Source organism: Methanoculleus sp. (assembly GCF_035363275.1).
Classification (GTDB): domain Archaea; phylum Halobacteriota; class Methanomicrobia; order Methanomicrobiales; family Methanoculleaceae; genus Methanoculleus.
Window position 1 is genome coordinate 1 of record NZ_DAOSET010000131.1, and the last position, 1,554, is coordinate 1,554.

The following is a 1,554-nucleotide window of genomic DNA, read 5'->3' on the forward strand; positions in this document are numbered from 1 at the left end:
CCTATTTGAGTGGAGGATACAATCTATGGCAGTTGAAAAGCCCCACATGAATTTAGCAGTAATCGGACACATCGACCACGGGAAGTCTACGACCGTCGGTCGGTTGCTCTTTGAGACCGGAGCGGTAGCGCCCCACATCATCGAGTCGTTCAGGAAGGAGGCCGAATCCAAGGGTAAGGGCTCGTTCGAGTTCGCCTGGGTCATGGACAGCCTCAAGGAAGAGCGTGAACGTGGTATCACCATCGATATCGCCCACAAGCGGTTCGACACCGACAAGTTCTACTTCACCGTCGTGGACTGCCCCGGACACCGTGACTTCGTCAAGAACATGATCACGGGCGCATCCCAGGCAGACGCCGCACTGCTGGTCGTCGCCGCACCCGACGGCGTGATGGAGCAGACCAAGGAGCACGTCTTCCTGTCCCGTACGCTCGGCATCAACCAGCTGATCATCGGCATCAACAAGATGGATGCCGTCAAGTACGACGAGAAGCGCTACAACGAGGTCAAGGAACAACTCTCCCAGCTGCTCAAGATGGTCGGCTACAAGCCCGACGCCATCAGTTTCATCCCGATGAGCGCGTTCGTCGGCGACAACATCGCCAAGCCCAGCGCGAACACCCCCTGGTACAAGGGCCAGACGGTACTTGCCGCACTCAACGCGCTCACCGAGCCCGAGAAGCCCACGACCCTGCCCATGCGTCTCCCCATCCAGGACGTCTACTCCATCTCCGGTATCGGGACCGTGCCCGTCGGCCGTGTCGAGACCGGTATCATGAAGAAGGGAATGAAGGTCAGCTTCATGCCCGCGAACAAAGAGGGTGAGGTCAAGTCCATCGAGATGCACCACGAGGAGATCCCGCAGGCGCTCCCGGGCGACAACGTCGGGTTCAACGTCCGCGGTATCGGCAAGGGTGACATCCGCCGCGGCGACGTCTGCGGTCCCGCCGACGTGCCGCCGACCGTTGCAGATGAGTTCATCGCGCAGGTCGTCGTGCTTCACCACCCGAGCGCCCTGACCGTCGGCTACACCCCGGTCTTCCACTGCCACACCGCCCAGATCGCGTGCACCTTCATCGAGCTCCAGAAGAAACTCGACCCCCGCACCGGCCAGGTCAAGGAGGAGAACCCCACGTTCCTCAAGACCGGCGATGCCGCGATCGTCAAGATCAAGCCAACCCAGGCCATGGTCATCGAGAAGGTCAAGGAGATCCCGCAGCTCGGACGGTTCGCTGTCCGTGATATGGGATCCACCATTGCGGCAGGCGTGTGCATCAACATCACGCCCAAGCAGATGAGATAAGAAGGTACCCATAATTTTTTGGTGGTAGATATGCAGAAGGCCAGAATACGTCTTTCAGGAACTGACTTTGAAAAAATCGAGATGGTCTGTGATAGGATCAAAGAGATAGCAGAGCGTACCGGCGTCAATCTGGCAGGTCCGATCCCGCTGCCCACGAAGAAACTCGTGGTGCCCACCAGGAAGAGCCCTGACGGCGAAGGTACCGCAACCTGGGATCGCTGGCAGATGCGGGTGCACAAGAGGCTCATCGA

At 59.2% G+C, this 1,554-nt stretch carries 2 protein-coding genes; both read left to right on the plus strand.

Features of this window, described 5'->3' with window-relative positions:
* Positions 1–25: 25 nt before the first annotated feature.
* Positions 26–1,303 (plus strand): translation elongation factor EF-1 subunit alpha, encoded by a 1,278-nt coding sequence (tuf, locus tag PLN84_RS13255; RefSeq protein WP_299954835.1) that lies wholly within the window; start codon positions 26–28, stop codon positions 1,301–1,303.
* Between the two features lie 30 nt (positions 1,304–1,333).
* Positions 1,334–1,554, plus strand: a 221-nt coding sequence (gene rpsJ / locus PLN84_RS13260; RefSeq protein ID WP_348532185.1) for a 30S ribosomal protein S10, incomplete at its 3' end; no start/stop codon positions are given.

Bases quoted from the DNA above. Each gene is read 5' to 3' on its own strand.
- tuf (WP_299954835.1), top strand. From the start codon at position 26: ATGGCAGTTGAAAAGCCCCACATGAATTTAGCAGTAATCGGACACATC.